Source organism: Nocardia sp. NPDC004860, assembly GCF_040609015.1.
Taxonomy (GTDB): Bacteria; Actinomycetota; Actinomycetes; order Mycobacteriales; family Mycobacteriaceae; genus Nocardia.
Map to the genome: position 1 here is coordinate 144,087 of NZ_JBEXJI010000022.1, position 24,174 is coordinate 168,260.

At 65.5% G+C, this 24,174-nt stretch carries 26 protein-coding genes and 2 pseudogenes; 10 read left to right on the forward strand and 18 right to left on the reverse strand.

The window, feature by feature from the left end:
• The first annotated feature begins 6 nt into the window (after positions 1–6).
• Entirely contained in the window at positions 7–909 is a 903-nt protein-coding gene (locus tag ABZV44_RS31875; RefSeq protein ID WP_354844386.1) for a universal stress protein, read from the forward strand.
• A 213-nt stretch (positions 910–1,122) separates the two neighbouring features.
• Complete coding sequence (locus ABZV44_RS31880; protein ID WP_354844389.1) at positions 1,123–2,781, forward strand: SulP family inorganic anion transporter; 1,659 nt, start codon at positions 1,123–1,125, stop codon at positions 2,779–2,781.
• Positions 2,782–2,800: 19 nt separating this feature from the next.
• Here ABZV44_RS31880 and ABZV44_RS31885 read toward each other — a convergent pair whose 3' ends face one another.
• The 9 genes from ABZV44_RS31885 to ABZV44_RS31925 all read right to left on the reverse strand — a co-directional run bounded on the left by ABZV44_RS31885 (position 2,801) and on the right by ABZV44_RS31925 (position 11,218).
• Positions 2,801–3,952 (reverse strand): site-2 protease family protein, encoded by a 1,152-nt coding sequence (locus tag ABZV44_RS31885; protein ID WP_354844392.1) that lies wholly within the window; start codon positions 3,950–3,952, stop codon positions 2,801–2,803.
• A 28-nt stretch (positions 3,953–3,980) separates the two neighbouring features.
• Positions 3,981–4,628: a DUF2267 domain-containing protein gene (locus ABZV44_RS31890; RefSeq protein WP_354844395.1), complete on the reverse strand. Its 648-nt coding sequence runs from the start codon at positions 4,626–4,628 to the stop codon at positions 3,981–3,983.
• A gap of 36 nt (positions 4,629–4,664) precedes the next feature.
• Positions 4,665–6,221, reverse strand: coding sequence for an AAA family ATPase (locus ABZV44_RS31895; protein WP_354844398.1), 1,557 nt, complete (start codon positions 6,219–6,221; stop codon positions 4,665–4,667).
• A gap of 118 nt (positions 6,222–6,339) precedes the next feature.
• Positions 6,340–7,311 carry a M48 family metalloprotease gene (locus ABZV44_RS31900; RefSeq protein WP_354844401.1) on the reverse strand — a complete coding sequence of 324 codons (972 nt, stop codon included), beginning with the start codon at positions 7,309–7,311 and terminating at the stop codon, positions 6,340–6,342.
• A 173-nt stretch (positions 7,312–7,484) separates the two neighbouring features.
• Positions 7,485–7,664 carry a hypothetical protein gene (locus tag ABZV44_RS31905; protein WP_354844404.1) on the reverse strand — a complete coding sequence of 60 codons (180 nt, stop codon included), beginning with the start codon at positions 7,662–7,664 and terminating at the stop codon, positions 7,485–7,487.
• A gap of 55 nt (positions 7,665–7,719) precedes the next feature.
• On the reverse strand, positions 7,720–8,736 hold the full coding sequence (locus ABZV44_RS31910) for a TIGR03617 family F420-dependent LLM class oxidoreductase (RefSeq protein ID WP_354844407.1): 1,017 nt from the start codon (positions 8,734–8,736) through the stop codon (positions 7,720–7,722).
• A 112-nt stretch (positions 8,737–8,848) separates the two neighbouring features.
• A complete protein-coding gene (locus ABZV44_RS31915; RefSeq protein ID WP_354844410.1) occupies positions 8,849–9,457 on the reverse strand; it encodes a hypothetical protein in 609 nt (202 codons plus the stop codon).
• Positions 9,458–10,121: 664 nt separating this feature from the next.
• On the reverse strand, positions 10,122–10,331 hold the full coding sequence (locus tag ABZV44_RS31920; RefSeq protein WP_354844413.1) for a DUF397 domain-containing protein: 210 nt from the start codon (positions 10,329–10,331) through the stop codon (positions 10,122–10,124).
• On the reverse strand, positions 10,328–11,218 hold the full coding sequence (locus tag ABZV44_RS31925) for a helix-turn-helix transcriptional regulator (RefSeq protein WP_354844416.1): 891 nt from the start codon (positions 11,216–11,218) through the stop codon (positions 10,328–10,330). The genes ABZV44_RS31920 and ABZV44_RS31925 overlap by 4 nt, the downstream gene beginning before the upstream one ends.
• Before the next feature lie 231 nt (positions 11,219–11,449).
• Here ABZV44_RS31925 and ABZV44_RS31930 point away from each other — a divergent pair, with 231 nt between their 5' ends.
• The 3 genes from ABZV44_RS31930 (at position 11,450) to ABZV44_RS31940 (ending at position 12,401) form a co-directional block, all read left to right on the forward strand.
• A complete protein-coding gene (locus ABZV44_RS31930; protein WP_354844419.1) occupies positions 11,450–11,833 on the forward strand; it encodes a hypothetical protein in 384 nt (127 codons plus the stop codon).
• Complete coding sequence (locus ABZV44_RS31935; RefSeq protein WP_354844422.1) at positions 11,820–12,125, forward strand: hypothetical protein; 306 nt, start codon at positions 11,820–11,822, stop codon at positions 12,123–12,125. The genes ABZV44_RS31930 and ABZV44_RS31935 overlap by 14 nt, the downstream gene beginning before the upstream one ends.
• A 78-nt stretch (positions 12,126–12,203) precedes the next feature.
• Positions 12,204–12,401, forward strand: coding sequence for a hypothetical protein (locus ABZV44_RS31940; protein ID WP_354844425.1), 198 nt, complete (start codon positions 12,204–12,206; stop codon positions 12,399–12,401).
• A 250-nt stretch (positions 12,402–12,651) separates the two neighbouring features.
• Here the strand turns inward: ABZV44_RS31940 and ABZV44_RS31945 are convergent.
• A pseudogene (locus ABZV44_RS31945) lies at positions 12,652–12,960 on the reverse strand (DUF1214 domain-containing protein); the annotation flags it as partial.
• 190 nt (positions 12,961–13,150) lie between these two features.
• On the opposite strand from ABZV44_RS31945, the gene ABZV44_RS31950 reads away from it, so the two are divergent.
• Positions 13,151–13,642 carry a hypothetical protein gene (locus ABZV44_RS31950; protein ID WP_354844428.1) on the forward strand — a complete coding sequence of 164 codons (492 nt, stop codon included), beginning with the start codon at positions 13,151–13,153 and terminating at the stop codon, positions 13,640–13,642.
• 773 nt (positions 13,643–14,415) lie between these two features.
• On the opposite strand, the gene ABZV44_RS31955 is transcribed toward ABZV44_RS31950, so the two are convergent.
• Complete coding sequence (locus tag ABZV44_RS31955) at positions 14,416–15,087, reverse strand: TetR family transcriptional regulator (RefSeq protein WP_354844431.1); 672 nt, start codon at positions 15,085–15,087, stop codon at positions 14,416–14,418.
• A gap of 5 nt (positions 15,088–15,092) precedes the next feature.
• Complete coding sequence (locus tag ABZV44_RS31960) at positions 15,093–15,491, reverse strand: hypothetical protein (RefSeq protein ID WP_354844434.1); 399 nt, start codon at positions 15,489–15,491, stop codon at positions 15,093–15,095.
• A 392-nt stretch (positions 15,492–15,883) separates the two neighbouring features.
• Between ABZV44_RS31960 and ABZV44_RS31965 the strand changes: the two genes are divergently transcribed.
• Positions 15,884–16,108 (forward strand): hypothetical protein, encoded by a 225-nt coding sequence (locus tag ABZV44_RS31965; RefSeq protein ID WP_354844437.1) that lies wholly within the window; start codon positions 15,884–15,886, stop codon positions 16,106–16,108.
• 47 nt (positions 16,109–16,155) lie between these two features.
• Here the strand turns inward: ABZV44_RS31965 and ABZV44_RS31970 are convergent, their stop codons facing one another.
• Positions 16,156–16,848 (reverse strand): hypothetical protein, encoded by a 693-nt coding sequence (locus ABZV44_RS31970; protein ID WP_354844440.1) that lies wholly within the window; start codon positions 16,846–16,848, stop codon positions 16,156–16,158.
• Positions 16,849–17,386: 538 nt separating this feature from the next.
• On the opposite strand from ABZV44_RS31970, the gene ABZV44_RS31975 reads away from it, so the two are divergent.
• Together ABZV44_RS31975 and ABZV44_RS31980 are read left to right on the forward strand one after the other, a co-directional pair.
• Positions 17,387–18,109: a histidine phosphatase family protein gene (locus ABZV44_RS31975; RefSeq protein ID WP_354844443.1), complete on the forward strand. Its 723-nt coding sequence runs from the start codon at positions 17,387–17,389 to the stop codon at positions 18,107–18,109.
• A 580-nt stretch (positions 18,110–18,689) separates the two neighbouring features.
• Complete coding sequence (locus tag ABZV44_RS31980) at positions 18,690–18,872, forward strand: CPCC family cysteine-rich protein (protein ID WP_354844446.1); 183 nt, start codon at positions 18,690–18,692, stop codon at positions 18,870–18,872.
• A gap of 416 nt (positions 18,873–19,288) precedes the next feature.
• On the opposite strand, the gene ABZV44_RS31985 is transcribed toward ABZV44_RS31980, so the two are convergent.
• Complete coding sequence (locus ABZV44_RS31985; protein WP_354844449.1) at positions 19,289–20,695, reverse strand: selenium-binding protein SBP56-related protein; 1,407 nt, start codon at positions 20,693–20,695, stop codon at positions 19,289–19,291.
• Positions 20,696–21,184: 489 nt separating this feature from the next.
• On the opposite strand from ABZV44_RS31985, the pseudogene ABZV44_RS31990 reads away from it, so the two are divergent.
• A pseudogene (locus tag ABZV44_RS31990) lies at positions 21,185–21,767 on the forward strand (4'-phosphopantetheinyl transferase superfamily protein); the annotation flags it as partial.
• Here the strand turns inward: ABZV44_RS31990 and ABZV44_RS31995 are convergent.
• The 4 genes from ABZV44_RS31995 to ABZV44_RS32010 all read right to left on the reverse strand — a co-directional run bounded on the left by ABZV44_RS31995 (position 21,697) and on the right by ABZV44_RS32010 (position 23,837).
• Positions 21,697–21,951: a hypothetical protein gene (locus tag ABZV44_RS31995; protein ID WP_354844485.1), complete on the reverse strand. Its 255-nt coding sequence runs from the start codon at positions 21,949–21,951 to the stop codon at positions 21,697–21,699. The pseudogene ABZV44_RS31990 and the gene ABZV44_RS31995 sit on opposite strands and share 71 nt — an antisense overlap.
• A gap of 165 nt (positions 21,952–22,116) precedes the next feature.
• Positions 22,117–22,563, reverse strand: coding sequence for a hypothetical protein (locus ABZV44_RS32000; RefSeq protein ID WP_354844452.1), 447 nt, complete (start codon positions 22,561–22,563; stop codon positions 22,117–22,119).
• A gap of 16 nt (positions 22,564–22,579) precedes the next feature.
• Positions 22,580–22,837, reverse strand: coding sequence for a hypothetical protein (locus tag ABZV44_RS32005; RefSeq protein WP_354844455.1), 258 nt, complete (start codon positions 22,835–22,837; stop codon positions 22,580–22,582).
• A gap of 97 nt (positions 22,838–22,934) precedes the next feature.
• Positions 22,935–23,837 (reverse strand): PHB depolymerase family esterase, encoded by a 903-nt coding sequence (locus tag ABZV44_RS32010; RefSeq protein WP_354844458.1) that lies wholly within the window; start codon positions 23,835–23,837, stop codon positions 22,935–22,937.
• Positions 23,838–24,174: the final 337 nt, after the last annotated feature.

A 24,174-nucleotide genomic window follows, 5' to 3' on the forward strand; every position in this document is an offset into this window, starting at 1 on the left:
GAGAGAATGTCGGAGATCTCCGAAACCCCGGGCGGGGAATTGAATCCGCCGGTCGTCGTGGCGACGGACGGATCGGCCGTCTCGTACCGCGCCGTGGCCTGGGCGGCCGTGGATGCGGGACTGCACGGTGCGCCGCTCGAGATCATCACCTCCGTGGCGGTCCCCGGCGGATGGGGGCCCGGTGCGATGCTGACCAATACCGACACCGACTGGCTCCGGCTCGATGGCGAACGGGTGGTCACCGAGGCGAGTCGCGTGGCGCGCACCGCGGCCGTCGGCGACGGCCTGTCCATCCGAACCGATATCACCTTCGACACGGCGATTCCGTCTCTGATCGAACGGTCGCGGCACGCGCGCCTGCTGGTGGTGGGCAGCCGCGGGCACGGCGCGATCCGGCGCGGCCTGCTCGGATCGGTCAGTACCGCGGTGACCCGGCATGCCCACTGCCCGATCGCGATCGTGCATTCGACAGCGGCGATCGACCCGGTGTCAGCGGAGAAGCCGGTACTCGTCGGCGTCGATGGCACGCCCAACAGCGTGCCGGCCCTGAGGCTGGCTTTCGAAGAGGCATCCCGGCGCAAGGTCGGGCTCGACGCACTGCACGCCTGGAGCGACACCAACCGTGACGGTCTGCCGCTGCCGGGGTGGGACGCCGTCCGCGACCGCGAAACCGAACTGCTCGCCGAACGACTGGCCGGATTCGGCGAACGCTACCCGGACGTCGAGGTCCGCCGAATCCTGGTCCGCGACCGCCCGATCCAGTCCCTGCTGGAAGCCGCGGAGAACGCCCAACTGCTGGTGGTCGGCAGTCACGGTCGCGGCGGCTTCGCCGGCATGCTGCTCGGCTCGACCAGCAACGCGCTGCTGCACAGCGTGGAATGCCCGATGATCGTGGTACCGACCCGCTGACCGGGCCGACAAGGTCTCGGCGCAGTGGTAGCTGCAGTGCCGCCCCCCGGAAAAGGGGGGTGCGTGCGCACCATTGATTGCATGTTTTCTAAACTAATAACCTAGTTTATTGGTGAAGGAGAATGTTGCCGTGGACGATCAGACCACTGCGGAGCAGCCCGCGGCAGTGCTGGAGCAGCCGGCAGTGTCGAAATCGGCTCTGGTGCAAGAACTGTGAGCGTGCGGGCACTGCTGCCGGTCTGGTCGGACTGGCGTGCGGGCGTGCGTGCGCCGGGCGCGGATCTGCTGTCCGGGCTGATCGTCGCCCTGGTGGCGCTGCCATTGGCGCTGGGCTTCGGGATCTCCTCGGGCCTCGGCGCGGCCGCCGGCCTGGCGACCGCGGTGATCGCGGGCGCGGTCGCGGCGGTCTTCGGCGGATCGCGGTTCCAGGTGTCGGGGCCCACGGGCGCGATGACCGTGGTGTTGGTGCCGATCTTCCATCAGCACGGTGCGAGCGGGGTGCTGGCCGTGGGGCTGCTGGCCGGGCTCGTGCTGGTGGTGCTCGCGGTCGCCGGGGTCGGGCGTGCGGTGCGCTACATGCCCGCCCCGGTGATCGAGGGTTTCACCGCCGGAATCGCGGTGGTCATTGCACTGCAACAGGTCCCGGCCGCGCTCGGGATCGCGCACGCGCACGGGGACAAGGTGTGGCAGGCTGCCGCTGACGCGGTGCGTCAGTACCTGGGGCATCTAGATCCGCTGCCGATCGCCACTGCCCTGCTGGTGGCAGCGCTCATGCTGGTCGGTGGCCGGTATCTGCCCCGCTGGCCGTTCGCGCTGCTGGCCGTGGCGCTGGCGACCGCGGCGGTGGCGGTGTTCGATCTGCCGTTGGCCCGGATCGGCGCCATACCATCGGGATTGCAGGCCCCCGCCCTCGGTTTCCTCCATGTCGACCAGCTGGGTTCGCTGCTGGCACCGGCGTTGGCGGTGGCCGCGCTGGCGGCGTTGGAGTCGCTGCTGTCGGCCACGGCCGCCGACGCGATGGCGGTGGGTACCCGCCACAACTCCGACCGCGAGCTGTTCGGCCAGGGCCTGGCCAATATCGCCGCACCGTTGTTCGGCGGTGTCCCGGCCACCGGCGCGATCGCCCGCACCGCGGTGAACGTCCGCTCGGGCGGTCGCACCCGGCTGGCCGCGCTCACTCACGCAATCGTGTTGGCGGGCATCGTCTTCCTGGCCGCCCCGCTGGTCGGGCAGATTCCCCTCGCCGCGCTGGCGGGCGTGCTGCTCGCGACCACGGTGCGGATGGTCGAGACGGCGTCGCTGGCGGCGATCGCCCGCGCTTCGAAGGGAGACGCGGCGATCATGGGCGTCACGTTCCTGGTCACCGTCGCCGCCGATCTGGTGACCGCGGTGGCGGTGGGCGTCGGGATCGCGGTGGTACTGGCTTTGCGTGCGGTCGCGAAAGAGGCACGCCTGCAACAGATTCCGCTGGACGAGGGAGATCATCTGGCCGAGGAGCATGAGCTGCTCGACGAACACATCGTCGCTTACCGGCTCGACGGGCCACTGTTCTTCGCCGGCGCGCATCGATTCCTGCTGGAGCTGGCCGAGGTATCGGATGTGCACGTGGTGATCCTGCGCATGTCGCATGTCACCGCGCTGGACACCACCGGTGCGCTGGTGCTCAAGGACGCGATCGGCAAACTCGAACACCGCCACATCATCGTGCTCATGTCCGGGCTTCGTCCCGATCACCAGCGCCGTCTGACCGCGATCGGAGCCCTGCCCGCGGGCGGCGCCGACCACCTGTTCACCCACACGCCCGATGCCATCACCTGTGCGCGGCAGCTGGCGCCGGTGGTGGCCGGGGACGGTCATCGATCGGGCGCCTGACATCCTGCGCCCGCGCTGTTCAGGGCGTGTTGGTGGAGGGGCGGGCGGGGAGCCCCAGGGCGGAGCGGTTGCAGGCCAGCGCGAGGTCGGTAGCGGTCACGAGGCCGGTGAGGCGGCCGGTGGAGTCGGTGACGGCGACGGCATCGAGGTTGGGGCGCAGGACGATTCGAGAGATGACGTCGGCGAGCAGATCGTCGGAGTGAGCGATCGCGGCCGGGGGGAGCGGGCGGGCGAGATCTGCGACCCGCAGGCCGGGGTGCGGACCTGCGCGGGTGCGCAGGAGATCGGCCCAGGCGAGGACGGCGTACGGGTGGCCGTTCTGGTCGACGACCGGGAAGAGGTGGTGGTGGGTGTAGACGAGGTCGGATCGGAGGAGCTGGTCGAGGGTCCATGCGGCGTCGGCCATCCGCGGCGCGGTGGTCATGACATCGCCGATGGTGGTGGCGCCCAGACGATGTCGCAAGCCCGCCATGGTCAGCTCGCTATTGGCGGCGCTGTAGAGGAACCAGCCGAGCAGTATCAGCCACAGGCCGCTGAAGTCGCGGAACGCGATGATCTCGGCACTGCCGAGACCGGCCAGGGTCATGCCCAGAACCTGGCCGGTGCGGGCGGCCGCGGTCGCGGCGCGCAGGCGGTCGCCGCTGCGCCACCAGATCACCGCCCGCACGACGCGCCCACCGTCGAGGGGCGCGCCCGGCAGCATATTGAACACGGCGAGAACCACATTCACGGTGGCGAGCCAGACGAGGGTTGCGGTGACCGGGCCGCCGGGGGAGAAGACCGACGACACGGCCGCCGCGCCGTAGGCCAGCACGCCGAGAAGCAGACTGGTGGCGGGGCCGACCAGCGCGACCCGCAGATCGGTCCGGGCATCCTTGGGTTCGTCGGTCAGCTCGGAGGCCCCGCCGAGCAGCCACAGCACGATGCGTTCGACATGAATCCCATTGCGGGTGGCCACGATCGAATGCGCCAGCTCGTGTGCGAGCAGGCAGGCGACCAATCCGAGAGCACCGGCGATCGCCGCGGCCCAGATGATTCCGGCGCCGGCGGTGCCACGGAGGTAGGTGGCGAGGATCCACGTGAAGAGCCCCACGGTGACGGCCGCCGACCAGTGCGCGGCGACACGGATGCCGGCGATTCTTCCCAGTGGGACCGTGGATCGGAGCTGCATGGCGTCCTCGTCTGTCGTGCCGCACGGATCAGCGCTCGGACCCGGTCAGCCCCTGAGCGAGCAGGATGCGATGAGCCTGCTGCGCGGCCGAGAATCCGCCGTGCTCGTCCGGTCCGGCGTCGGCGGGATACTCGAGGCCACGCACGAGCGCGGTGACGGCCTCGGTGAGCGCGGTCAGGCGTCGTTCGATGTCATCGGTCGGCATCTGGCCCGGCTGTGTGGGGACCGCCGCGCCCCCGTAGACCGCCGCCAGATCGGTGCCGAGCAGGAGGAAGCGCAGCGCCACCGGCAGCTGCGCCAGCACATGGTCGAGCTGACCGGGAGAGAACAGGTCGGCGAGGGCATCGGTCACCACCCCCACCAACGGCACGGCCTCCTCGGGACTGACGCCCGCGGCATGGGCGAACTGGGCGAGGAATGACGGCACATCGCGCGGGACCGGCACGTGGGCCGGGATCCAACCCTCGTAGAACGTGCCGCGGAGCAGTTCGGGCAACTGGGCGCTGAGATGCGCGGCGGCATTGACGCCCAAGCGGTCGCGCACGGTGTGCAGCCACGCGCGCAGGGCGCGATGGGCGAGGAAGCGATCCTCGGTGTCGATCGCCCCGGCCACGGCCGCCAGCCATTCGTGGGCGGTGTGCACGCTCGGTGCGAACGGATCGGTGTGATGGCCCATGGGACACGTCCTTTCGTGAGATGAGAACGCACTGAGCTAGGTCTGGTTCCACCCGCGCAATGCCTGGGCGATGGTGGCATCCATCGAGGTGGTGGTATCCACGGTAGTCGCGTCCGGCCACGGAGACCTGGTCGTGGCGAGCGCATGCGCGACATCGGCGGTCGCCTCGGAATCGCCGGGGCGGCGCGTACGAATGCGCGTGTCGGACGTCTGGGGCGGGCACTCACAGCGCAGCGAGATCAGCTCGGCGTGGGTGCCCGCAGCGAGCGCCTGGGCGCGGGCCCGTTCGGCGACATCGGTCCAGGAGGCGTCGAGTATCACCGAGACGCCGAGCCCGAGTCGCTGCCGTGCCAGTTCCAGCATGTGGGTGTACACCAATGATCTCGCGCCGGGCCGATAGGCTCCGGCGTCGAGGACGCCGCTCGCACCGGTGATCACTCCCGAGGCGCGGAGCCGGGCCCGCACGGTGTCGCTCGAGATCACCTCGGCGCCGGTGACCTGTGCGAGACGAGTTGCGACAGTGGACTTTCCGGTCCCGGGCAGGCCGCCGACCAGAGCCAGCCGCACCGCGCCGGCCTCCAGGTGCCGCACCGCGAGATCCAGGTGCCGGACAGCGTGACCGACGAACTTCTCGTCGCCCTGTGCGGCCCGGATGTGGTTCGTCTTGGCCCGCACCATGGCCCGGTAGGCGATGTAGTGGTGGCGCAGCGAGGCCGGCGGCGAATCCCCGGCCGCGCGCAGGTAATCGGTGAGAAAGTCCTCGGCGAGCTGGGGTCGGCCCAGGAACTCCAGATCCATCGCCAGGAAGGCGGCATCGTCGAGGCCGTCGACAGTGCGGAGGGAATCGTCGAAGTCGAGGCAGTCCAGGATCCGGAAGCCGTCGGGCAGCGCGAAGATGTCTTCGGTCATGAGATCGCCGTGCCCATCCAGAATCCGGCCGTCCGCAATGCGTTCGGCCAGCAGTGGCGCCCGGCCGTCGATGAAACGCATGGCCAGCCGCTCGATGCGGTCGACCAGCAGGGGCTCGAGCGCACTGAGCGGATGGGATCGAGGGCCGCGCAACAGGATTCGCCATCGCTGCCGCAGGGCCTGTGCCGTTCCCGCCTGATCGATCGTGCTGCTCCGACTGGCATGGCGATGGAATCGGGCCACCACCGCCGCCAGCTCGGACAGTTCCGCCCGGCCGATCTCGCCGCTGGTGACCAGCCTGCTCAAGCGCCGAGATTCCGGCATACGTCGCATGACCAGCACGGGTTCGCCGGGACTGTCGAGCGGACCGGTGAGATGTTCCAGGCCCAGGTAGACATCGGGCGCCCAGCGCCGATTCAATTCGAGTTCGCGGCGCAGCGCATGTTCTCGGGCCTCGGTCGTCGCGAAATCGAGGAAGTCGGTGACGATGGGCTTCTTCATCTTGTACGCCCGATCCCCGACCAATACCACCAGGCCGGTGTGCGTTTCCCGGAGCTCCGCGGCGCGCGCATCGTGGAGGGTCCCGCTCCGCAGGTGCTCGGCGGCCACGGCGCGGTCGACCGCCCGCTGTCGCAGGTCGTCGGGCCGGACGACAGGACGTGAGGTGGAGGCGTTCGTGTCCATGCCTCCCACACTCCGCGCGCCGGGCTGCCGGAAACAGAGGACTTAGGTCCTCGCGGTGACGACGACGGTCCCGTCTGCTTCCGGCTGGCTGTAGCCGCAGCGCGATGATGGCGCGGACTCAGGGCTGGGCCGGGGAGGGCGAGGGCCGCGTGCGGTAACGAATCTTCAGGCGGCGGGTCAAAACGTCCGGGTGGGTGGCGCTGAAGCGTTCGCCGTACTTCCTGCCGTAGGTCACGAGGTAATCGTGCAGGGCGGGACCGAAGCCGAGGTCGACGGCCACCTGGTCAGCCAGGAATTCTTCCCGCCAGTTCACCCACATTTTCGGGAAGGGCTGCAGGAGACAGACTATGGCGAGCGCCTGGGCGAGATGCAGGCCGATGGTCGGGAGCAGGGCACCGACCAGGGCAGCGAAGGACACGGTGTACATGATCAGCAGCAGGATCGTCGCAACGAAGTCCGGCGATCGTCGATAGGACAACACGGTGATCAGAAATGTGGCCGGCGCGCCGAAGACGGTGACGACCGGTGCGGTGCACAGGCTTTCCAGTCCCCTGACGGTCCAGCCGCCGATCAGCTGATGACCGAATTCATGTGCGATCACCGCCCGTAGCTCGAGCGGGGGTAGTTCGTTCACAGCCGAAATCGGCACTGAGACACGACGGCGCGGGTGCGACCGACCCGCGGACCGAGGGTGACGGGTTCGCAGCACGATTCGCAACCAGGTCTCGGGTCGGCCCGCGGCCCGCATGACCTCCCAGGAGGCTATAAACAGCAGGGTGGCGGGCTCGAAGCGTTCCGGTGGGCACGGCACGGTATCGGGAAACGCCACGACATGCCGCCATATCGTCAACTCGTCCGGCATGATCAGTTCGACGACCAGCGCGTAACACCAGATCAGACACCAGACCACTACGACGCTGATCGTCGCCCAGCGGCCGGCCCAGGCGGTGAGACTCCAGAGCATCACCACGGTCGCGACCGCCCAGGGCACAGCCAGGAGTAGGCCCAGCAGCGGCAGCAGTCGGGCTTCGATGCGGGCACGGCCAGTAAACCGGTACCTGGTTGTGCCCGAGGGCGATTCGAGAGACATGGCGGGTCAGCCCTTCGTGCGGGCGAGGCTGTGTTCTCCTGCGCGGTCGCTTCACGATACGAAACCGGCGACAAGGTCGCGTAGCCCCAAATTCGAGTGGGAGGGCGCGGAAGCGGTTCCCAGTCGATGCGGTGGTCGAACATCCAATCCCGATGTCCGACAACGCCCTTGGCCTAGTTGGCGATGGACTTGGGCAGCCCGTCCCGGCGCATGCGGCGGAGCAGGCCCGGGGTGAGGAGGTTCTCGACCGGTACCGACACCTCGGTGGAGAGGTCGGTACCGGCCGGCGTGGCCGGGCCAGGCGCGGAACGGCTGTCGATGCCGGTGCTGGCCGCGCATTCTGGATGTGGCACCGAACGTCTTCTTCCCGGTCGGCGCCGCGGGCACATGGAGGGGGTGCTGTTCTCGCTACAACGCTCGGAGAGACTCGATCGCGTGCATCACACGGGTGGGCTCGGGGTCGGCTGTGGGTGCCGGCAGGACGATGCCGTGGACGAGGCCGGCGTAGCGGTCACGAACGAGGTCCGGCAGGGCGTCGTAGTCGCCGCAGATGAGCAGTTGGTCGAGGACGTTGTCGGTGACCACGTCGTGGAGTCGATCCCAGTGTTGCTCTTTCACCAATTGCCGTAGGCGATCGAACAATTCGGGCAGACCGAGACGGGTCAGTGTCGGCCGGTAGGACGGGGTGGAATAGAGGAAGGCAAGTAGCCGGCGCTGCCGTTCACGGTCGCGTGCCACCTCGGCTGCCGTGGCGCCCGTGGCGATCGGGACTGCGGCGATGATTCCGGGGGCTTGGCGTGACCGTTCCACAGCGCCCGCGTGCAATGCGGGCTGGACGACGTCGCGCAGGTACCCCGGATCGGAGTTGGTGGAGTGGGTGATCACGCCGTCCGCGAGTTGTCCTGCGAGGCGGCACATCCCGGCATTCACCGCGCCGAGCAGGATCGGCGGCGGGGCGATGTCGTCGGGGCCGGGGTTGAAGTAGGGCTGCAACCGGGTCAGCCGGTAGCTGTCGCCCTCGAAATGGATCGAATCGCCGGATGCGAACGCGGCGAACAGCTCTCGCAGCACGGTCAGGTATTCCCCGATCCGCGCGACGGGTTCGGTCCACGGCATGCCGAAACGGCCTTCGATGTTCTGCTTGATCTGCGTTCCGAGCCCGAGCTCGAAGCGCCCGCCGGAGAATTTCGCGAGATCCCAGGCATTGTACGCGACCAGCGTCGGGCTCCGCACGAAGGCCAGCGTGATCGCGGTGCGCACGGTGATCCGGCTGGTGTGCTCCGCCGCCAGCAGCGCGACGGCGAACGAATCGTGGATCGTCTCGGGGATGTGAAGCCCATCGAATCCGAGGTCCTCCACCCGCCGCGCCACCCGTGGCACCTCGGACAGCGGCAGTCGCGGATCCAGGGCTGCATAGACTTTCATCGACCGTCTTCCTCGGCGTCGGTGCGTTGTCACCGCAGACGGTAGCGGGCGCACCGCGTCGTGTGCCCTCAGGCTGTCGGTCTGCTCCTCCGGAATCCATGCCCGCGCACGATCACGCCAAGATCTCCGCTTTCAGTTCCGGCCGATCTCGCTCCTCCGCGAACGTCAGTGCGCGCCCGCACAATAGGTCCACGAAGTACGCGTACGGGGCATCGTCGCTATCGACGGCCATCATGAACAACAACACCAGAAAGTCGTTCGCCGACTCCTGTGACCACCGGTAACCAACCGCCGGACCGAACTGGTCGAAGATCGGCGCACCGTTCTCAGGTGAGTTGAACCAAACACCCTCGACGCGTCGCACCATCCACTCGCCGATATAGGTGATGAATTGGTCCGCGAGATAACCGTTTTCGGGCGCGTACCGTCCATCCTCGCCGAACACGGCGGCATCGATCAGGGAAACGATCCAGTCGAACGCAGCGGCGCTGAATCGGTCATCGAGTGAGGGGCGGCCCTCGTTGCCCCGTACCGCTTCCAGCCGGGGCAGCGTCTGGGTGAACAACGTCTCGATGCGGGCATCGATCGCAGCTTGGTCGCTCCACGCGAGCCAGGCCGCGGACTGCTGGGCGTCGCTGTCGAACAATCCGGGGTCCAGATCACTATCGGCCCCAGTGGCCCGTCTCGCGTGAGTCTTCACGTTCCCCTCGTGTGTGTGCATGCCATTGATGGTGTGCTGGATGATAGACGATCTCGCACTGCCACAACGGTAGAGCCGCCGAGGTGCTGCTCGAGATTGTGGCTGATCATTGGTTGATCTCAGGGTCGGTGACGACCGCCGCTCGCCAACAGGTCATCCCCGACCCGTAATCCAGCTGCTGGGGCGGGAACTCCCACGGTCTACGTTGCGCGGCCGCGTACCTCCAGTCACTTCTGGCACTAAATCAACACCAGCCCTATAGCTTTCATTTCGCCGCAATCGACCGTCACCCAACCCAACTTTATTAGGAGTTCTAAGTGGAACCGCGCCGACCAGCACCGGCACATACTGTCGCATGAGCGGCACTGTGCGTCATCGATGGAATGCGACTGCCGCGATAGGTTTCTCGGTGCCGACACTCCAAACAACACCGCGTCGGCGCGCAAAGGGTTAGCGCCCGCCCGGGCGGCAATTTCTTTCAGCGCAACCCGGGCGGGCATTCTCTGTCCACGGATGATGATCTCAATCGCTTCGGGATTCATGCCACACGCGGCCTGCGCAGACGGCACGAGTGGCGCACGAGGGAATGTTCGCGTTTGAATGCCTCGACCGCTTCACGACACCCAGTGCAGATGGTGCCGCCTGTACTGATGAGGTCCTTCCCACATTTGGCGCTGATCGCTCCTCAGGCCGGGAAGTTGAAGTCCCCTCGAATGATGCCGGCGGCGAAGACATCCCATTCGCCGGGGGCGAAGACGAGGGCGGGGCCGGTCGGGTTCTTCGAGTCACGAACTCCGACCGTGCCTCCGGTCAGCCAGGCCACTTCGACGCATTCGGTTTGGCCGCTGCTGTGGCTGCTCTTGAACCACTGTGCTCTGGACAGGTCGATGTTCATGCGGTGTGACTCCTTGCTACCCGTCTGAGCAGGTCTCGTGTCGCTGTCTCGTTCAATGCGGTTTCTCTTATGGCCGAGGCGATTTCATGGTAGCGCCGCATGTCGTCGTTGCTCTCCATGTAGATGTCCGGTTTGCCCGCTCCCTCGAGATAGACGAGAGGCGGCTCGATGGGGCGAGATTTGGCATCCTGCCCGAACTCGAGAATGACAAAGGGACCATGCAACAGACCACGGCTACACCCACTCGCGAACGGTTGAACGCGCAGCGAGACGTTCGGCAGCTTGCCGATCTCGGCCATGTGCTGTAGCTGAGCAGCCATGACGCGCGGTCCGCCGATCATGCGGTGCAGTGCCGACTCGTGAAGCAGCAGCTCGAGTTTCACCGGATCGGTCTTGCGGGTGATGATCGTTTGCCGTTTGAGCCGCAACTCGACCCGGCATTCGATGTCTTCGCGGCTGCTGTCGACATAGAACGCGCTGATCAGGGCGCGGGCATAGTCGGCGGTTTGCAGGAGACCTGGAACGATCTCGTGGTAGGTGATCAGACGCTGGGCCGATGCCGCCAGTCCGACAAACATGTTGAATGTCGTATCGCTGTAGAGACCGCCGAATGCGGTGTACCAAGAGGTGACCTGCGCTTGCTTGGCAAGTTCGACGGCCCGATCGGTATCGCCAGGAGTGACTTCGTACAGCTCGCACAACGCCCGGATGTCGCGGATGCGAAGCTTCTTCACGCCACCGGTCTCGATGCGGTGCAAGGCGGTCTTGCTCAGCTCTACCAGGCGAGCCGCACGATCCATCGAGAATCCACGGCTGTCGCGGGCCTCGCGCAGGAACCGGCCCAGTTGCCGCCTGGGCAGCGTCGAGGGTTCGTCATCGCTGGTCATGTGTGCATCCTGTGAATTTTCGGAACGGAACACGCGCCATCGCGGAACAGACTGTACGCCCGGCGCGGACCCCGTCCTGGCCGATCGAACCAATCGTGTTCGGAACGTCCGAATTCGCTGTCTCGCCAGGACATCGGTGGTGTCCTGATCGCACGCCCGGCGAGAAATCACACCATCTGGTTCTCCAAATGCCCGGCGTGCCATAGCCGTCCGATGAGCAGGGGGTCGTTGATGTCCAGAAACAATCCGTGGTCGGTGCAGGCGATCATCGACCGCATCGAGCGTGAGAAGCAGCGAACCATTGACACAGAGCACGCCGAGGTCGGCGCGGCCGGGTATGCGGTGCGTGGGCTGTGGTCGTGCTACGACGATCCCGGCACATTGACTGCCGGACAAGCGCATACCGCAATGCAGCTGCATCTCGGATGCGGAGTGGACAGCTGCTGGGTGCGGTGGCGGGCGCGGACCGCGCTGGTCTCAGCCGGGCGTATGGTGCTCGATCCGCGTGCGGCGCGGGTGCCGGGTGTGCACCGCAGGTCGATGTTCACCGTGGTGCGGATTGCAGTGTTCTGGTGTGGCGCACTGTTTTTCGGCGGTCATTATGCCCTGCGATGACCCCGATCGGATCGAGATCCAAGTCATCCAGGACGTGCTCGACACCGTCGAAGCCCGGCTGTGCGACCGCGAACGTCGCGGGTGGCGGTTGACCGCGCCCCGTTCGCTCATCTACGCGGCCGTCCTGCACGCGGTCATCGTCAGCGCCCGTGCCTCTCACCGCCTGCCCGCCACCCTCGACCACGCCGCGGTCCTCGACGCCATCTTCGACGGCACCGAACCGTCGGAACCCGGTGAACGCGGCCGCCCGGTCGGGGACGTGATCGAACGACACACCATCAACATGAATTGACGGCCTTCGCCGCCGAGGCGGCTCCCGCGACGAGGAGGCCATCACGCTTGGCAACCGTCCAACTCCCTGGACTTCGGCGTGGCGGAAAGGCGCCGGACGATCATCGATTGGAGTGCCATCGTTCGCGGTACGGCACAGAAAGCCATCGCCCAGCAGCTCACCGTCAATGACTGGGAAGATCCAAAAGAACCCGCGGAAGCGGCCTTGGTCGACTTCGCTGACACCTACCACGTGTTGCTCGATCTGTTGGGCGGCGATCTCGACTATGCAGGATGAGTGTCCGAATCATGAGGGCGCCTCCGGCTTTGGCGGCTACTGGGTTTTATGGTCGTTTCCATCGATGTCCGTGGCATCAGCTACTTCGCGGATCGAATCCGCTGCACGAACCGGCGCGACTGCAGCGACGATCTCTGGGTACCTACGTTTGGCCGCGGAGCATCAGGGGGTGGAACTGGAGGCGATTGTGCCCCCGCCGATTTGCGGCAGGGGGCACAGTCGCATTTCGCCGATCGCGTGACTGTCGAGTTCAGCTCTTGACGACTTTCGGCGGTGTCCAGCTTCCATCGGTGATGGCCCGCTCGGGCCAGTACGTCCGCAGGATCATCTCGAAGTCACCCGCGGGGGTCGGGAGCCAGTTGGCCTCCTTCTCCGATCCCGGCGAGGTGCGCTGCAGGTACAGGGTGATTCCGCCGTCGGGGTTGCGCACCAGGTTCGGCAGCATCGGCGAGTTGATCAGGTACCGGTTGATCGGGTTGTCCACCAGCAGGATCTCCGGCAACTTGTACATGGTTACCGACCAGAACGCCTTCACCGGCGGGAGCTGTCCAGCGGGGAAAGTGAGGGGTCGGTTGCGATGAAGGTGCTGACACTGTCGATTATGTGGTCGCCGAGCATGTCTGGATCATCGGCGGTAATGGCGCTTCGTGGACGGGGGCGCTGACAGGCGTGGACGTCGTACCCGGCGGAGCCTGCTACGGCTCGCAATGGCATGGTGGCTGCTGCAGGTGGCGCGATAGGGTTCTGGCGTGCCGCACGCCATCACCGCGATGATCTTGCCCGGCCCTGTCAGTGCTGAAGCAGCGGACCGATGGGACCTGATGCCGGTATCGCTGCGATGCGATCTCACGCTACTGCACGTGACCCACTACTACACCGCGTATTGGCAAGCACGACTCGGGATTTCGAGCTACTTCGAACTCCCCTCCGAAGCGCCAGGACTGTTCCCTCGCGAGGGCGTCGTGACGACGATTGCTGCTGAATTGGCGACCCGACCCAACCCGACATTCGCTGTGGTGCTCACGGACTACTTCGGCGGCGTCGGAGACCAGTGGGCAGCGGTATCGGTTGGCGGTGGACCGGTTCGGTCGGTGAACACCATCGACACGGCGTTGCGTGCGCTGGGCATCAGCGCTACGGCGGGATCGGATGAGTTCGACACGGTCGGCCTGGCGTCTCATAGATCGACGCCCGACTACCTCGATCGGTACGTCGATCTGTGTGACGAGCTCGGTGTTTGACCCGGTACCTTCCGATTCCTGTTGTACGACAGGCATGTGCGTAGGTTGCCGCACCTCGGATCGACACGCTCCGTTGATCCTCCGGTCCCACGCTGGTCGGTTCGGTCAGCGCGCGATACGCGGCGTGAGAGCTCACTTCCGGTTGGCAATAGTCAGCTTGGTATAGGGTCCCGGCTACCGAATCCACTGTGCCGTGCTGATCGTCTTACTTGTCCGGGTTGCTCGGTACGGTTCCGCTTCGCAGGGTTCTACTACGTCTTGCCGGATTCACTTGGAGGAGAGGGAGTTCCGGGACTATGGGCTCAGCCTTCGATGTCGAAGCCGCCTCCGAGATCATCAGTTCCACACGTTCGTGTCGTGGTCGCCAGGCATCGACCGCTCAATCCGGACGATCTGGCTCAGCGCTGTTCTGCAACTGTAGGTTCGAGAACTGGGCCGAGGGGGAACGCAGGACGCAGCGCAGCGGCCAGACAGCGCCTGTGCACGAAAAGCTCTTGGAAACCCTTCTTTTTCGGCTGCCGAGACCTTCAGAACACGAAGATCGGCACTCGTCTCGTGGACCGCATCATCACAGAATGCGCACTGGTAGGACAGCATCGTTCGATCATCTCGTTCTGGGTCACAGCGGGTAATACCGACCATGCCGTGGCCGCCACGAACGTGGGACTCTCGGCAGATCAGTGCGTTCGGCGGGCCGAGATGATCTCGGCCCGTTGACCTTCGGCTACCCGCATCGGCGATGGGGCCGATGCCTTCGTCGGCGGTGTGCCTGATCAGTTGCTGAGGTCCTGGATGAGATCCAGGGCTGGGTACAGGACGGGGCGCAGTGGACGGAGTCTCGACAGTGCCACGATGCGTTCGACCAGTGGGGCGGTTCGGCGGATCAGCAGTCGGGTGCGTTCCTGGTCAGGGCTGCGGTCGTGGACCCAGAACAGGACGATGCCCATGTGGGCCAGCCACAGCAGATTCGGCAGCTCGGCCATCAGCCGCTTGTCACCCTTGACATCTGTGCCGATGACCATGTCGCTCATGATGGCGGTGGATGTCTGTCGGGCGGGTCGGCTTTCGTCGCTGAATGGGCTGAGCGGGCTGGTGGGTTCGGCGGCGATGGCGAAGAATTTGCCGCCGAACTCGTGGTAGGGCGCGGCTACATCGACGAAGGCCAGTTCCATCGTCAGCCATCGGGCGGCGAGGGAGTCGCTGCGGGGCCCTTGCTTGACCCGCTGTTGGTGCAGGGCCTGGATGTGCTGGTAGAAACCCTGGACCAGGTGTTCCTTGGATGTGAAGTAGTAGTAGGCGTTGCCGACGCTGACACCGGCTTCGCCCGCGATCGCGCGCATGGTGGTCTTCGTATAGCCGTTCTGTTCGAACAGGCGCAGGGCGGCGTCGATGATCTGCTGGCGAGTTTCCTCGCCGCGTGCGGTCGCGGGCTCGGGGCGGGGCATGGGGCTCAGGCTAGCTGGGCGGCGTCGACCGGAACCGGGGGGACACCGGCCTGCTGCTCCTTGTGCCGGCTGCGGCGGATCTTGTTCAGGGCGATCAGGTTTGCGAAGTGCATGGCGCCCAGTACGAGCAGGACCCTGCCAAGTTTCATGGCGAGTTCCTCGATTGCGACTCGCGCATCGCCGACTGGGACGTTGATGCGCAGAGCCAGTGCCACGAAGCCTGCGTTGACGAGCCAGAACCCGATGACCAGCAGATGATTCACGGCTTCGGCCAGGTCGCGGTCTCCATTCATGACATCCACCAGAAATCGTGCGCCGGTGCGATGCAAGACCCGCGCCACCCAGAACGTGACCGCCAAGCTGACGGTCGTGTAGGTCGCATATGTGACGACGACAAGATTCATTGTTCCAGCTCCCCACTGATTTGAACGTGTTCAACTGCGAGACTAAGGCATTTTTTGAACGTGTTCAAGTATGAGCAGCGCAACACGTCGAGCGCCGAAGTCTGCGCCCACCATGGCATCTGCAAGCGATGCATGACCGTCACCGGTCAGCTCGGCGGCGCCGTCGCTTTCGCTGACTCGGAACCGGGACCGCGTAGCGCAGTCGGGCGTATCGGGGTGCCGCACAGGGCTTGAGCTGCGCTGTAATCGGCAAGAGCGGATGATCCGCTGTACTCGGCCCCCACGCCCTAGTTGATCTGCCGAAGCTCCGCGGCGGCCGGCTCGATCAGTGTTCGCAGCGCGGGTCGGGGCAGGAGCGGATGTTCGTTGGGTTCGGACGTAGGGTGAGGCTCGTGGAGTCAGACAGCAAGCTGGAGGACTTACGGTCAGTGCTCTCGTGCGTTTTCGAGAAGCTCGGTGCCGAGAGCCTCACCGAGCCCGACCGGGTCGAGTTGGTGGCGCGCGCCGAGGTGGTTCAGGACCAGATCGACGCGATCCAGGACGTCGGCGGCGACGAGGAGCACGTACGCGTGCGGATTACGTCTGTGCCGGAGCCTTCGGGTGATCGGTTGTTCTGAGCCGGCTCGGGACCGCGCGGGTCGTGGCATTTCAGGAGGTTCGAGGCTCAGCTACATGCTGGTGAGGTTTGGTTGCCCAGCGACAGGATGTTGCAAATCCAGTCCTTCTGAACCTTCCATTTGCCGTCTTCGGCGACGAACGGCACGACTGCCTGCTGCGCCGCGCCGCCGTTGATCGCTGCTTGCGCGTCAGCAGTGAGAGTGCCGTTTCCCAGGTCGGTAACGTTGGTGACAGTGATGGAAGCGTTGTTCTGTTTGTAAGCTTCGATGATTCGCGAAGGCAGGCTCGGATCGGCCTGCATGCCCTGCATCAGGCCCAGCTTCTCGGAGTCTGGAACACTCGGATCCAGCACCTTTTGCATTGCGCTGTTCAGATCCGCTGCGGTCGGAGCGGGCGGGTAGGTCTGAGCGGCAGCAATTTTCGTAGTCGAAGGCTTGGCGGGCTTGGCGGTCTCCTTCTTTTCACCGCTGCCACATGCCGACAGACCGAGTGCCGTCACTGCAGCTAGTGCCGCAAGGGCGATACGTCCACTTTGACGGAGCCTAGCCGCTCGACCGGCGGCGGCTGCACCATCGTTGACGGTACCGAGAGGCTCCGCCGAGAGGCTCCAGGAAGAGAGCTCTGGAGCACCGGCCGTTTCGGTCAGCGCGGTATGCGGCATGACAGTACGTTCGACCCCACCACGGATCGGCCCAGTCGGTTGATCCTCCGCCGGAGCAACCGCGGCCAATTCGGTCAATGCCGGGCCACGGTCGGTCAGCCGAGGTGGAAGAACCCAATGATTCCGTTGCCGGGAATCTCTGCGGCACTTCGCATCCAGTCGACACATTGCTCCACCGAGTGAGCGACATCGGGATCAGGTTGTTGTCGTGGTTACGGTCTGGCCGACACGCGGGGCCGCGTGGGCATTGGCAGGGACATGGTCGGCGGGCACCTTGCATGTCGATTGTGCAGTGACCGACCCGACATGCCCGAGCGTTGCGTGCCACGGACGGGTGACACGCCTTCCACGACCGGCAGACCCCGGGGGCAACGCTCGCGGCGGTCAGGATTCTGCCGCCAGCACCTCCGCTACCGGTGGTTTCGCCTGCGCGCGGTCCGGTTTGTGAAGGATCCCGATGAATGGGATACCTCGTAGTCGATTCGCGCAAATAGCTGCTTCTGTGAGACGCGACACCCCAAATTCCGGTTCTTCGGCATACCTGAAGTGGCGTTCGCCACGATGAAAGGCATTCCCACCCATGCGAATCCGATCTCTTCGCCTTTCCATTGCGGTGATGGCGACCGCGGTCGTAGCCACAACCGCTACCACCGGCATCGCGTCCGCCGATATCGACTTCGGAAGCTCCGGGGGCAACTCCGGCAGCAGCGGCGGCATCGGCGCAGGCGAAATGGTCATCACCCTGGTGCGCCATGCCGAGTCCGTCGGTAACACCTCCGGCCTGATCGACACCAAGGTGCCCGGACCCGACCTGACCCAACGCGGCCGGACACAGGCAGACAACCTGGCCATCCAGCTGGCCGAAAAGAAGTACGACTGCGCCTTCGCGTCCAACATGGTGCGTACCGAGCAGACTGCGGCACCGACCGTTGCCAAGCGCGACCTGAGCCTCAACATTCAGCCCGGTTTCCGGGAGATCGAGGCAGGCCAGTACGAAGGTACCCCGGAGGCCCAGGCGATGTCCGGGTACCTACAGGCGCCCATCAAGTGGCTCTCCGGCGACCTGAACGCACGGATTCCAGGCTCCATCGACGGCAATGAGTTCGACGGCCGCGTCGATCAGGCGCTGCTCGATGTGCAGCGCCGCGGCTGCGCCAACCCGGTGATCTTCTCGCACGGCGGCACCATCATGTTCTGGTCCATGATGAACGCCGGCAACGCCGACAAGAGCAAACTCGGCACCGATCCGATGCGCAACGGCGGCCGCGTCGTCCTCAAGGGCAACCCGCAGAAGGGCTGGACGATTGTCGAGTGGGTCGGCCACCCGGACCTCGGCTGATTTACCCTTCCACGCCCCGGATGTCACCGACACAATCGATGGCACCGGGGCGCAGTTGTATCTCGGCCCAGGGTCCCCATGGCGACATCGAAAACAGCCTTCATCGTGATGCGACGACCTGAACGGCCCCTCGGGTATGGCCTCACCGACTGACCAGCTCAAACGCTTTGTCGGGCGTCGAACCATATTGGTGGACTTGCCGGCCTGACCCCGAGTAAGGCGCGTGGCCGCCCCGTCGATCGGAGGGGACTCTTCGACGGGCATCGGCCAGAGGCCGATATCCTGGCCGGACTCTTCGACGGAGCGCAGAACCGGCTCGTCGTCCATCGTCTGGCCTGACGAAGGAGGTTACGGCGGTGAGAGTGGTTGGGGAAAGCGGATTGTCGCGATGGACCGTAATCGAGTACTGCGCGCCATTCGGCATGAGCGCGCACTGCCGGCGGTCGTACGGTGCTCTGCCCGTTGATCTTCCGAGGTGCCGCGCCGACCGGTTCGGTCAGCGCTCGAGTGCACCGGCGAATTGGTGGATCAGCGTCGATACCAGCCAGACTGAGCCGATGAGTCCCGGCTATCCCTGCCCGTGTTGTGGCCATCGCGTCTTCGAAGAAGTACCCGGCTCGCTCAGATCTGCCCTGTCTGCTTTTGGGAGGACGACCCGATCCAGCTCCGTTGGCCGAGGAGTGCCATCGGAGCCAACAAGGTCTCGCTGATCGACGCACAGGGGAACTACCAAGCCTTCGGTTCCAGTGATGGTCTCACCTAGGTCCGGCATCCCGCAGCCGATAGGCCGTTAGCTGTCGGCTGGCGGCCCATCGACCTTGCCCGCGACGATTTCGAGGACTGGGGTGCCGAGCAACATATTCCGTGGCCGGACGACCGTACCGCGTTGTACCGGTGGCTTCCCAACTTCTGGCGTCGCGCTTCCGCACGCAATGACCTTGAGTAATCCCCTGTGCTGCATGTCATTTCATGATCCTTCTGTCTCAGCACGACAAGGGTCCGGAGTCCCTTGCACCCGCCGCCCATGGGTCGCCCGCTGACCCATCCGCAGAATGCACGGCATTCGGCATGAGCGCGCACTCTTGCTCGCTACATCCAGCCGAAGCGGCCCGCGCTGGAAACCTCTGCGGCGAGTGAGCCGTGCCCACATCGGGTTGAGTCGTCGGCGGGGCGGTCTAGCTAGCGGTAGCAGTAGGAATCGGAGGAGGCGTCACCGCCCTGGAGGCGCACCTGGTGCACCCGCAGACCTCGAAAGTCCTCGTCGTGTGGGAAGAACGACTCGTCGATGGTCATTCCGCCGTCGGGATCGGTGTGCAGCACGGCCATCCAGGCGCCGACCCCATCCGGGTAGAACTGGTCGTCCCACGTGCTGTAGAGCGAGTTGGTGAGGTAGACCCGCTGACCGTTACGGCTGATCTCGACCATCTGGGGGCCACCCGCAAGCGGCTGGTTCGGTGCGGCCGGGTGGGCGGCGCGGCCCACGATCCCGCCGAGCCGGACGGACGCGGTCTGTTGCGGGCTGGCCGGATCGCGCACGTCGAACTGCTTGAGCTCCCCGGTGCCCCAGCACGAGACGTAGAGGTATGCGTCATCAACCGACAGGTCGATGTCGGTGACCAGCGGCGGCACCGCGCCGAACGGTTTCAGTGCCGGTGGCAGCAGGTCGGGATCAGCCGGCTCGGCCGGGATGGTGATCACCTTGTCGACCGCCCACACACCACCGTCGTGGTGCCAACGCCACACGGAGGCCGACAAATCCTCGGTCGAGATCACCACGCCGACGAAACCCCAGGTGGCGTCCGGATCGTGCGAAGGGCGCAGCTCGAGTGCCATCTGGTTCTGTTCCCCGAGATCGACCCGCTGCTGGTGCCGACCGGCGGTGAGGTCCCAGAAGTGGATCGCGTGGCCGTACTTGTTGGCCAGCAGCAACTCCGGCTGCAACCCGTCCTCGATCATGGACGGAGTGCCCCACTCGCTGCTGATCAGGGTGTTCTGGTTGAGATGCCACCAGGCGTCGTACGCGAGGTATTGCGACCCGCGGTCGGTCTCCCATTGCCGCAACACATCGAACGTGCCGTGATCGAGCAGCGCGATCCCGCCCGGCCCGTCCGATCCGTCTGCCCCACCGAGGCAGGTCATGAAAACACCGTCCGGCCCGCAGTGCAGCGTGTGCGGGCGGGAGTAGCCGGCCTTGGCCGCGAGCTCGGAGCTGTCCACGATCTTGGAAAGGGTGGGCCGACATGGGTCGGGCTGGGTGTCGAACACGTACAGGTGCGACGAGCGCAGACCCGGCACGATCAGGTAGCGCCGAGCCAGCCCGTCGATGCGGTGGCCCTCGTGCTTCAGCGCGCTGCTGCAGACGTTCCAGCCGAAATGGTGCAGCTCGTTGCCCAGGTGGGGCACCTCGGTCCAGCCCACCACCCTGCCGTAGGTGGCCGAGCCCGGATCCACATCGACTACCGACAGCGCATCCGGCTGCTGTGCCGCCCGGTCGAACGCAACAACGTAGGCGAGCCGCTCCGGTGGCGCGGCAGCCGCCTCCGCTGCGCTCCGATAGAAGGTCGGGTCCAAGTCTGAGTGATCCATTTCCAGCCTCCTTCGTGTCGATAGGCGGAGACTCACGCACGTCGCCCGATCTGGCGGATCCGAGGTGGGGCGACCCGTGTGGTCGCAATGGCGCGGACAGGCAGTAACCAGTCTCGGCCTTTCGACGTAGATCCACCAGCTAGTTAGTGCTGCAACCGCGGTCGTCGACTGACTCGGTAGCGCCCCGCACTGGTATCTAGGTGTGCCGCACTCTGACCGGGGCCAAGGCTACGAGATTGCCGAACACGCCGCGTTCACCCTTCGCAACCGGTGTCTCGGTCTATTTCTGCGACCCGAAGAGCCTTGTCGGCACACCAGAATGGAACAGCCCGAGTCGCCTCGGGGCCGTCGATCTTCCGCAGGACCGCGCTGGCCGGTTCGGTCAGCGCGGCATGCGGCATAGAAAGACGTTCTGTGCTTCGGGTTACAGCGCATTCGCGAGGCGCTTGCGGCTGCCCGCAATGCGTTGTGCCGCTACGCTCGTAGGCGATGATCGAGAAGATTTTTCCTTCCGGTGTCGCGACGGCTGAGTTGCTCGAATACCCGGAGGACCTAAAGCCCCACCCGGCCGAAGAGCATCTCATCGCACGATCAGTGGACAAGCGGCGCCGAGAATTCATCGGAGCCCGGCACTGTGCCCGTCAAGCACTTCAGCAGCTAGGTGAGCCAGCTGCCGCGATCGGCAAAGGTGAGCGCGGAGCGCCAGTATGGCCTCGCGGAATAGTAGGCAGGCAGCCTCACCCACTGCGAGGGATACCAGGCCGCTGCTCTAGCTCATCACCTGCGGTTTCGATCGGTTGCGATCGACGCTGAACCGAATGAGAGCCTGCCCGATGGGGTACTCGATTCCGTGGCACTGCCGCAGGAACGAGAGTGGTTGCAGACCAACCCCTCTGGATTGAACTTGGACCGAGTTCTCTTCTGCGCCAAGGAAACGACCTACAAGGCGTGGTTTCCGCTAACCAAGCGCTGGCTCGGATTCGAGGACGCGCACATCACTTTCATTGTCGATGAGGAATCAGGCGGCGACGGCGCGGGCACATTCCATACCGAGCTGCTGGTATCGGGGCAGGAACGGGCTCCGACAGCCAGTGATTCAGCTCGTAGTGAGCCAACTCTTCCCATTCCGAAGTGGGAATCTCGAGATCTTCCCCCGGCAGGCCCGCCGCTGCTCGGCGCACCGAATCGATCAGATCGAGCCGCCCGGCGAACAGCACCTCGGCAGCGGCAACAATTTCCTCCAGAGCCAGCCCCATGTCGGCACCTCCCGCAACTGATAACGATTGAACGCCCGCTCAGCAGGCGTGTGCGTGCATTGGCCGGACGCGGGTCGCCACGGCAAGGTGGCATTCATCTGCCTCGCTGGCGGGTTCTGTCAGCACGCAGATAAGAATGTAAGCCGCGACACCGCGTTCGGGTAATCACGGTCCGTGGCTGGCGTCTATTCCATGCAGCAACGTCCAGCCGGCGAGGAGCAATCCGACGCCGAAGACGATTGCGCCGCTCACCAAGGCCGGTGCCTGGCCGAAACGGCGGTTCTTCACGGCGGCAGGCAGCCCGATTACCCAGACGATCACCCCTGCGATGAACCAGAAGCCCCACACGCAACACAGCGGCACAAGACCATTGGACAAGATGCCGTCCGCCGAGCAGGAGGTTTCGAAACCGCAATGTGTAGGCTCGTCCAGCGCCAGCCACACGATCAGTGACGCGAACCCCGCCGGTAACACCCCGAGCATGCCCATCGTGCTCCACGCGACGAAGAAACGTCGGATCCTGGTCGAATCGCCATGCGCCATAAGGTCCATGCTCTGGTTCACGGGTACCGGCCCTGCTTGGTCGTATTCCATTGTTTCGTCCGGTCCCACCTGAATCTCCCTGCGCTCAAGCAACATCGGCGACGCTACAGACAGCGACCGACACCATCCGTGTCCGGGATCCACCAGCGGTATCCAGAGCCCGAGCGAAGTCAACGCCGAGCTTGTCCACCGTGCAGGAAAGATCGAAAAGGTCCCTCGCGAACTCGCCACTCAACACTCTGTCCTCGGCATTACCGTGCGTTCGGCCGGCCTCGAATCGATACGACCAGTTGATCTTCCGATGTCCGGCGCTGGTCAGTTCGGCCAGCGCGATCAGCGGCATTAGTGTGCATTACGTTCGCCGCGAGTCTCACGATTGTCGATATGCCGACTGCGGGGACGGAGCGATGAGATGCCCCGAACGGACTGCCTGCTGGTGTTCAGAGTCGGCGGTCGTCGGCCGGGATGAGTAGGGGGAGGGCGAAGTGGCACAGTTCTTCGGCTGCGTCGACGTTTTGTGGGGTCTTGCCCAGCATTGGCTCGAGGATGCGGGAGGCGGGCGCGCCGGGCCAGGTGTGGCCCATGCCGTGGATGGTCCACGCCTCCACGTGGGTCCCGCCGACGCCACCGCCGACGGCGCGCCGGGTTATGGCCAGATGGTTGGGGACCGAACCTGCCGGCCGTTCTTCGACGGTCTCGTCGGCGGTGCAGCGATCGATTTCGGCCCAGTGCCGAGCGGTGTCGGCAAGCGAGAGGGTCCGTCCGCGGAGTTCGCCATTCGGTCCGCGGCGTCGTGAGTGTCCGCCCTCGATCGGGACAACCCGATCGGCGGTTCCGTTGATCAGCAGCGCCGAGACGGCGTGGGTCGGCTGCAGGTCGGCCAACTCGGCGGGTAACCCGCCCGCGATCGCGGCAAACACCGCAACCGATTCGGAGGCCTCCAGCGCCATCCGGTGCGCCATGAACGCGCCATTCGAGATGCCCGCCAACAGCAATCCGTCATGTCTGGCGTCGTGCTGATCGGCGCACCACTTGGCGACTGCCCGCAGGAAGGCGACGTCGTCCACCGCATGTCGGTCAGCGGTGGTGACACCGCGGCCGTCCGCCCAGGCACCGCCGAAAGCCTCCGGATAGGCCACCGCGATGCCATACCGATCGGCGCATGCGCCAAAACCGTTGGTGCGCCGCGATATCGAATCGGCGAAGCGCTGGACCGGTCCGAGTACCGACGAACGGTTCCCGTGCAGAACCAGTACCAGTGGCAAGTCCGCACGCGGCGCGGCGGGTAGCCGGAGCGCGAACGACCGTCGCCGCCCATCGACCCGCAAGTGCACGGTCTTCATCGATCCCCCCGCAGTGAGATATACAGCCTAACTGCGCAGTTTACCTGTCCTGAATTGAAGCGTGCACGAAGCTTCAACGCGCCCGCCCATCGGCCATACCGCGCGCCGACGACGTTCGGTCGGCGGGCCCAGATGACTCCTGTCCGTTGATATTCCACGCAGCCGCGATGGCCGGTTCGGTCAGCGCGCCACGCGGCAAAGTAGTGCGTTTGCTGTACGCTGCGCCGACGCCGGTCCGAGGGCTAGTGCCGCGTCCGAGAAGGTTGGTGCTGGAACCGCCGCCCGGGGTGGCGGGTTGATCCTCGGCGGGTGAGCGGTGATGCTGCCTGTGGAGGTG

Bases quoted from the DNA above. Each gene is read 5' to 3' on its own strand.
- ABZV44_RS31875 (WP_354844386.1), top strand. From the start codon at position 7: ATGTCGGAGATCTCCGAAACCCCGGGCGGGGAATTGAATCCGCCGGTC.
- ABZV44_RS31885 (WP_354844392.1), bottom strand. From the start codon at position 3,952: ATGCAGCTCCGATCCACGGTCCCACTGGGAAGAATCGCCGGCATCCGT.
- ABZV44_RS31890 (WP_354844395.1), bottom strand. From the start codon at position 4,628: ATGGGCCATCACACCGATCCGTTCGCACCGAGCGTGCACACCGCCCAC.
- ABZV44_RS31895 (WP_354844398.1), bottom strand. From the start codon at position 6,221: ATGGACACGAACGCCTCCACCTCACGTCCTGTCGTCCGGCCCGACGAC.
- ABZV44_RS31900 (WP_354844401.1), bottom strand. From the start codon at position 7,311: ATGTCTCTCGAATCGCCCTCGGGCACAACCAGGTACCGGTTTACTGGC.
- ABZV44_RS31910 (WP_354844407.1), bottom strand. From the start codon at position 8,736: ATGAAAGTCTATGCAGCCCTGGATCCGCGACTGCCGCTGTCCGAGGTG.
- ABZV44_RS31915 (WP_354844410.1), bottom strand. From the start codon at position 9,457: ATGCACACACACGAGGGGAACGTGAAGACTCACGCGAGACGGGCCACT.
- ABZV44_RS31920 (WP_354844413.1), bottom strand. From the start codon at position 10,331: ATGAACATCGACCTGTCCAGAGCACAGTGGTTCAAGAGCAGCCACAGC.
- ABZV44_RS31925 (WP_354844416.1), bottom strand. From the start codon at position 11,218: ATGACCAGCGATGACGAACCCTCGACGCTGCCCAGGCGGCAACTGGGC.
- ABZV44_RS31930 (WP_354844419.1), top strand. From the start codon at position 11,450: ATGTCCAGAAACAATCCGTGGTCGGTGCAGGCGATCATCGACCGCATC.
- ABZV44_RS31935 (WP_354844422.1), top strand. From the start codon at position 11,820: ATGCCCTGCGATGACCCCGATCGGATCGAGATCCAAGTCATCCAGGAC.
- ABZV44_RS31955 (WP_354844431.1), bottom strand. From the start codon at position 15,087: ATGCCCCGCCCCGAGCCCGCGACCGCACGCGGCGAGGAAACTCGCCAG.
- ABZV44_RS31960 (WP_354844434.1), bottom strand. From the start codon at position 15,491: ATGAATCTTGTCGTCGTCACATATGCGACCTACACGACCGTCAGCTTG.
- ABZV44_RS31975 (WP_354844443.1), top strand. From the start codon at position 17,387: ATGGCGACCGCGGTCGTAGCCACAACCGCTACCACCGGCATCGCGTCC.
- ABZV44_RS31985 (WP_354844449.1), bottom strand. From the start codon at position 20,695: ATGGATCACTCAGACTTGGACCCGACCTTCTATCGGAGCGCAGCGGAG.
- ABZV44_RS31995 (WP_354844485.1), bottom strand. From the start codon at position 21,951: ATGGGGCTGGCTCTGGAGGAAATTGTTGCCGCTGCCGAGGTGCTGTTC.
- ABZV44_RS32005 (WP_354844455.1), bottom strand. From the start codon at position 22,837: ATGCCGCTGATCGCGCTGGCCGAACTGACCAGCGCCGGACATCGGAAG.
- ABZV44_RS32010 (WP_354844458.1), bottom strand. From the start codon at position 23,837: ATGAAGACCGTGCACTTGCGGGTCGATGGGCGGCGACGGTCGTTCGCG.